Here is a 6000-nt window from a genome sequence, read left to right as displayed (position 1 = left end):
AACCATAATATAAGGCTTTACTCCCAGTTTCCCGAGGCTATTCCTTTCCATAGGGCAGGTTACCCACGCGTTACTCACCCGTTCGCCACTTTCCAGTTCTAATTTCACCCGAAGGATCATTCAAAACCTTCTCGTTCGACTTGCATGTGTTAAGCATACCGCCAGCGTTCGTCCTGAGCCAGGATCAAACTCTCAATAAAAAGTTTATCGTTTAGCCTTTCGGCTTCTTGATCTGGTTCATTTGATGATTTTTTGAAGTGTTCATCGCACTTGCGTTTTTATCCTTTGCTGATTTTCATCAGCTGGAATTTCAGGTTTTATGGTACTATTCTCTTTTCTATGACCCTTACAGCTCTGCGCTGTAATCGTTGTTCGTTTTCTCAAGCGAACTTCTTTATTATACCGCGTTGCCTTTGTTCTGTCAAGCGCTTTTTAAAATTTATTTTTTAAATTTCTCAAGCGCCGGACTGAAAGCCCTGCGGTTCTGTACTCTCCGAGACAGCTTACTTAGTATACCCCGGACCTTACCCTTTGTCAAGCGCTTTTTAACATTTGTTTTAATCTTTTTTGATTTTATTTTAAGCTGGATATTTAAAAAAACAGATGCGCGGCGTCATCTGCTTTTTTCTACATTATATAGAGTATCTGTGGATTACAATTTGCTCCGGTAGAGCTGGATACCATCCAGCCCCCAGATCTTTTCGGAGAAGGCGCCAGGCTCTAGGGTGTTCTGAACTTTTTCCATGGTATTCATACGGGCGTCAATGATGTCGATGTGGTGAAGCAGCTCAGCTTCTGGAAACATCGGCTTTTTGGGGCTTCCGTATTCGGCTTCGTAATGGTGTGACAGAATCATGTGCTTTAAGAGGAGAAGAACTTCCTCGCTGACGCCAAGTTTTTGTCCATATTGGTCGATTTCCACGATTTCTGTGACGATATGCCCCAACAGCTTGCCTTCCTCGGTATAGTCGCTTACAGAGCCGTTTTCATCGGATTCCATCTCGGTAATTTTGCCGATGTCGTGAAGGATGATGCCCGAATACAGTAAATCTGCATTGAGAAATGGGTAAAGCGGTGTCAGGCTTTTTCCGATTTGCAGCATAGAATAGGTGTGATAGAGCAGCCCCCCCTTTAGGGCATGGTGGTTAGACTTAGCGGCCGGGAAATAGGACAGTACTTTTGTCTTATCTTCAAAAATGGCCTTGGTCAGCTTTTTAATGTCTTCATTTGTAAAGGCATCGATGGTCGTGTTGATCTCTCTGATCATGTCATTGACATTTTTGGGGGCACACTCCACAAAATCGTCGATGCTGACATCGTCGCCCTCATTGGCCAGACGCATACGGTTGGCAATGAGCTGGAGATGCCCGTTGTATTCCTGGACAGCGCCTTTGATCTTTACGAGCTTGCCAGTGACAAATTCCTCTTCATCGGCTTCCTTGACATCCCACATTTTTCCGTCGATTTCATCAAAGTTGGTGTCGGTGAGCTTCATATTAAAATAGCGGCTGCCGTTGGCAGCGGTTTTGGTTACCTGGGATTTGATAAAGAGATAGCCTAAAAACGGCTGTCCCTTCTGTAGATTTTTTATTTCCATTCTTTTCTCCTATTTACAGCGTTCCGGGAATTTTTCTTTATAGGTATTGAGTCCCTGTTTCAGGGTTTCCACGGCAGCTGCCATATCCGTATCCTTTAAAACATAGGCAATGCGCACTTCATCTGCGCCGTCCTCGGGATGAATATAAAAATCGTTGGCCGGGGACAGCAGCACGGTTTTTCCCTCGTAATCAAAATCGGTGATCATCCATTCGATAAAATCACAGGCATTCTTTGTCGGAAGCTTGGCCACATAGTAAAATGCTCCCGTTGGCTTTTTACAGACCACGCCGTCGATGGTTTTCAGACAATCGTAGACAATATCGCGTCGATGCGTGTATTCCTTGAGCACGTCATCAAAAAAGCTGGTGTCCAGCTTAAATAGCTCAGCGGCGCCAAGCTGGTCGACGCTGGAGACGGCCAGACGCATCTGGCAGAGTTTTTTAATCTGATTCATGAACACTTGATTTTTTGACAAGATAAAGCCAATGCGGGCGCCGCAGGCACTATAGCGCTTTGAAATACTATCGATAATAATGCAGTTCTGGTCCAGCTCTGGATAATGACCGGGGCTCACATAGGCGAGCCCGTCATAAATAAATTCGCGGTAAACTTCATCAGCGATGACGTAAAGATCGTGAGCAAGAGCGATATCCCGCACGCGTTCGATTTCTTCTCTGCTGAACACCTTACCAGTTGGGTTGCCAGGGTTGGTGATCAGAATTGCCCTGGTCGCCGGGGTGATAGCCGCCTCGATGGTTTCTCTGTCCGGCAGTGCAAAGCCTTCTTCGGCATAGGTTTTAATGCCTCTTAAGTCAATGCTGGTGGCTGAGGCCATCTCTTTATAAATGCTGTAGAGCGGTTCCGGGGTCAGAATCTGGTCGCCGGGGTTGCAGATGGTCAGAAAGGTGAATAGCAGGGCTTCGCTGCCGCCATTGGTGATGAGCATATCCCCTTTATGGTAGGTTAAGCCGTATTTCCGGTAATATTTGCAGGCTTCTTCCCGCAATGCGTTTTCGCCTTCGGGAGCTGCGTAGGCCAGAACGTTTTCCTTCATTTCGTTGACTTTTTTCATGAAGCTGGGCGGGGTACAGATATCGGGCTGTCCGATATTCAGGTAATAGACTTTTTTTCCCTCAGTCTCAGCTTTATCCACCAGGGGATAATATTTTAAAAGGGCGGGTTCTCCCATCCCCATTACGCGTTTGGATATTTGCATTTTATATTAACTCCTTTTTGATTTCCTTACATTAATGTATTCATTATAAGCTTAAGGCGAAAAAAAAACAAGCGCCACAAGGATTTTGGCGCGGATAAAAAAGGAGTGCCACGACAGGCTTTGTCGGCCCTTTCGTGCACTCCTCTTTTTTAGATTACTCTTCTTCGCCGAAGCCAGAATCGATCAGCTCGATCAGTGTATCGACTGCCTGCTGTTCGTCGTCGCCTTCAGCGCTTACAGCAACGCGTGTTCCCTTTGACAGGCACATTGCCATAACTGCGATGATGGATTTTGCGTTTCCTTCTTTATCCTCATCCAGATTTTTTACATTGATGGCTGATTTAAAGCCGCTGGCTTTTTTGGTAAAGTCCGATGCTGGTCTTGCGTGAAGACCGGTTTTGTTGATAATAACCGTTTCTTTTGAATACATATTTACCTCTCCGTTTTCTTAGGTGTGAATGATTTCGATGGTACAGCCTACAGTGATTTCTGGCATACCTTCGCCAAGGAGTTCGATGTGTCCTGGGATCTTCGCCGTATCCCCTCCATTGAAGCAGAAAGTACAGTGCCCCATTGTTCTGAATGTTTCGTTAGCTTCACTGCCGACAGCTGTTACCACGAATTCCTGTCCGCCAATGGCGATGATATCGTTCACGGCAATATCCTTTTCCATTTCTTCGATTGAATGGAGAACAGCCATTTCTCTGAGGGCTGCAGGTGCGTTATCGTTAAAGACGATAATCATTTTTTCACCGATAAAGTCCTGCACCATTGGTCCAATTTCGGTTACGGTTGATTTATATCCCATGATTCTTCCTCCTTAAAATCTATTCTAGAGCATTGTTGCTACAAAATATGCGATAAGCACCATGATCGGTCCTGTGAACAATCTAGATAATAACACAGATGGTACCCCGATGTCTACTGTATCGCTCGCGGCATCTCCCATGGATAAACCAACTGGGATAAAGTCGCAGCCTACCTGAGCATCGACGGCAAAAAGGGCCGGAAGTGCTAAAACGACCGGAAATGCGCCAATCATGATCCCATAACCGACCAAAACGGATAATACCTGGCCGATTAACGCGCCGGAACCAACCAGCGGAGAAATCATAGGAAGTGCGCAAATAATTACCAGTATCAAAAGACCCGGAAGGGTTCCTAAATACGGATAAACGTATTGTCCCATCAGAGCACCTAAACCGGAGAATTCGATCAGGCCGATGAGCAATGAATAGAAAGCCATGAACGGGAGAATGTCTTTGATGGTAATATCAATGGCTTCTTTACCGCCCTGTACACACTTGGTTGCAAAACCAGCAAGGGCTTTACCGCCGCGTGCGACCCAGTTTTCTTTTGGGGCATCCGCTGCCGGAGCGGCTTCTTCAACCACTTCTTCTTCAGCAGTGTCTTCCTCGACTGGGACTTCTGAACCGTCTGCCGGTGTGATGCCGCTTTCGACAACGCCGGAAACGTAAATATCTTCTTTAATAAATTCCGCTAAGGGGCCAGACTGGCCAACAGGGGTGATATTAACGGTCATAACACCTTTTTTCGGGTATACACCGCATCTTAAGGTACCGCCGCAGTTAATGATAACACAGGCCATTTCATCATCCGGCACACCGTTTGAGAAACCGTCAATGGCTTCTGCGCCAGTGAGCTTGGCAATCTTGCGGGTTAACGGGTCGATGCCGCCGCCAGTAATAGAGACAATTTTATTTTTCTTTTCAGTTGGCTGGATAACGAGCGGTCCGCCCCATCCGCCATGTCCTTTTTCGATTCTTACTGCATTATACATGGTTTATGCCTCCGTTTCTGAGCCCTGTGCATGGCCGTATTTTGCTTTGTACTTAGCGTTGTAGATTACCTGGGTAAAGATGCTGCGAAGCAGTACCATCACCATCCCAAGCAGGAAGTATTCCACTGCTAAACCACCAAGAGATTCGATGCCGATACCGAACTGTAAGCCCTGTACATAGACACCGCTGGCAATCCCCAGCCATACGAAAAGTTCGCCTGGGTTGGCGTGCGGGAATAAGCCGGTGACCGGGTGGCAGAAAGAAATACCAGGGTCAAAGAAGGCTACCTTCTGGTTTTCCGGTAAAAAACGGGCATAAGGATAAGTCATCGGGTTACCAGAGAATACCATGGCGATCACCGGTGACAGAATCCAGCGGGTTAAGAAAAATTTGTTGCACAGTTTAACAAGCTTTTCGATTCGTTCCAGTCCGATTAATTTAAACAGAATATGCATAAAGGTTATCATGATAATAACCCATGGCAGTAACTGTAAGACATAAAGTTGGATAAAGTAGTTCGCGCCGTTCTGGAACAGACCCATAAAGCCTTGTCCGAAAGTTTGTAAAGCTTCCATAAAATCACTCCTTCTAAAAATTAATAAATACTCATATAAATAAAACCATTAATCCTGCCGTATGCGTTACGGCCAACGTTTACACGTTCTCTGCATTTGTTCTTCACCTGAAGATAAACCGCCCCCTCACACAGCCCTGAAAGGCCCCTCAGCCTTTGCCGGACTGTTCTTTTCTGATTTCACGCTGTCTTGCGCGCAGCCGTGCCTGTAACTCCTGCCGTTCTAATCCGTCATCCTGCACGACCTTTTTTTGTTCCTCTTTTTCCATCTCTTTTGCGAGACGCCTGTCTATGGCTTCAATAGCCTGTATGAGAGCGCCTTTTTTACGGCGCTTATCAACCAACAGCGGACTATAGGGTTCTTTTTCGCGCAACCGGGGGTTGATGGCAAGATCTTCCTCGATCCCGATTTTGCGCACTTCATTGAGTGTCATGCCGTTATAGTCGTCCACATCTTCAAAACGCTTCCACATGGCAATGCCCTGTAGTCTTTTACAGGCCATGACCTGGTTGGTTCCCCGGTCCCATGCCAGCACAATAATGGCGCCGCCTTTTATATGAAAGCCGCCCTTGCGCATGCCAATGCCTAAGATCCAGCCCCTTCCCTGAAGGGCGCTTACGGCTTTCTGGTAGCTTTTATATTGAAGATAGGATAAAAAGCTCTGCAGAACCATCATGGCAAAAGCCAGAAATATAAAATACTTTAAGCCATCGTTCATCTGACACTCTCCATTTTTTACTAATAATCCTATATATTATTATATAACGATAAGCGAAGATCGACAATAAAGAATTAAACAGATCACATT

At 46.0% G+C, this 6000-nt stretch carries 7 protein-coding genes and 1 rRNA gene; all 8 read right to left on the bottom strand.

The annotated features are described in order from the left end of the window. Positions 1 to 200, bottom strand: a 16S ribosomal RNA gene (locus tag FYJ53_RS12435); the annotation flags it as partial. Between the two features lie 452 nt (positions 201 to 652). Next, the gene (locus tag FYJ53_RS12430; protein WP_148428589.1) at positions 653 to 1597 is read right to left on the bottom strand and encodes a 3'-5' exoribonuclease YhaM family protein; all 945 of its coding nucleotides are present in this window, start codon (positions 1595 to 1597) and stop codon (positions 653 to 655) included. Positions 1598 to 1606: 9 nt separating this feature from the next. Beyond that, a complete protein-coding gene (locus FYJ53_RS12425) occupies positions 1607 to 2815 on the bottom strand; it encodes a pyridoxal phosphate-dependent aminotransferase (RefSeq protein ID WP_148428587.1) in 1209 nt (402 codons plus the stop codon). 154 nt (positions 2816 to 2969) lie between these two features. Next, complete coding sequence (locus tag FYJ53_RS12420) at positions 2970 to 3245, bottom strand: HPr family phosphocarrier protein (RefSeq protein ID WP_013378529.1); 276 nt, start codon at positions 3243 to 3245, stop codon at positions 2970 to 2972. Positions 3246 to 3263: 18 nt separating this feature from the next. Further along, entirely contained in the window at positions 3264 to 3623 is a 360-nt protein-coding gene (locus FYJ53_RS12415; RefSeq protein WP_013378528.1) for a PTS glucitol/sorbitol transporter subunit IIA, read from the bottom strand. A gap of 24 nt (positions 3624 to 3647) precedes the next feature. After that, positions 3648 to 4616 (bottom strand): PTS glucitol/sorbitol transporter subunit IIB, encoded by a 969-nt coding sequence (locus FYJ53_RS12410; RefSeq protein WP_013378527.1) that lies wholly within the window; start codon positions 4614 to 4616, stop codon positions 3648 to 3650. A 3-nt stretch (positions 4617 to 4619) separates the two neighbouring features. Beyond that, positions 4620 to 5192 (bottom strand): PTS glucitol/sorbitol transporter subunit IIC, encoded by a 573-nt coding sequence (locus FYJ53_RS12405; RefSeq protein ID WP_013378526.1) that lies wholly within the window; start codon positions 5190 to 5192, stop codon positions 4620 to 4622. A gap of 148 nt (positions 5193 to 5340) precedes the next feature. Then, positions 5341 to 5910, bottom strand: a complete 570-nt coding sequence (locus FYJ53_RS12400; RefSeq protein WP_013378525.1) for a transcriptional regulator GutM — start codon at positions 5908 to 5910, stop codon at positions 5341 to 5343. Positions 5911 to 6000: the final 90 nt, after the last annotated feature.

Origin of the sequence: Eubacterium sp. BL-380-WT-2B (assembly GCF_009696115.1) — a bacterium.
Lineage (GTDB): Bacteria > Bacillota > Clostridia > Eubacteriales > Eubacteriaceae > Eubacterium > Eubacterium callanderi.
This window is presented reverse-complemented; position numbering and strand designations above follow the sequence as displayed.

What these genes read in the sequence shown, in the direction of transcription:
- FYJ53_RS12430 (WP_148428589.1), bottom strand. Translation starts at nt 1,597, where the DNA reads ATGGAAATAAAAAATCTACAGAAGGGACAGCCGTTTTTAGGCTATCTC.
- FYJ53_RS12425 (WP_148428587.1), bottom strand. Translation starts at nt 2,815, where the DNA reads ATGCAAATATCCAAACGCGTAATGGGGATGGGAGAACCCGCCCTTTTA.
- FYJ53_RS12420 (WP_013378529.1), bottom strand. Translation starts at nt 3,245, where the DNA reads ATGTATTCAAAAGAAACGGTTATTATCAACAAAACCGGTCTTCACGCA.
- FYJ53_RS12415 (WP_013378528.1), bottom strand. Translation starts at nt 3,623, where the DNA reads ATGGGATATAAATCAACCGTAACCGAAATTGGACCAATGGTGCAGGAC.
- FYJ53_RS12410 (WP_013378527.1), bottom strand. Translation starts at nt 4,616, where the DNA reads ATGTATAATGCAGTAAGAATCGAAAAAGGACATGGCGGATGGGGCGGA.
- FYJ53_RS12405 (WP_013378526.1), bottom strand. Translation starts at nt 5,192, where the DNA reads ATGGAAGCTTTACAAACTTTCGGACAAGGCTTTATGGGTCTGTTCCAG.
- FYJ53_RS12400 (WP_013378525.1), bottom strand. Translation starts at nt 5,910, where the DNA reads ATGAACGATGGCTTAAAGTATTTTATATTTCTGGCTTTTGCCATGATG.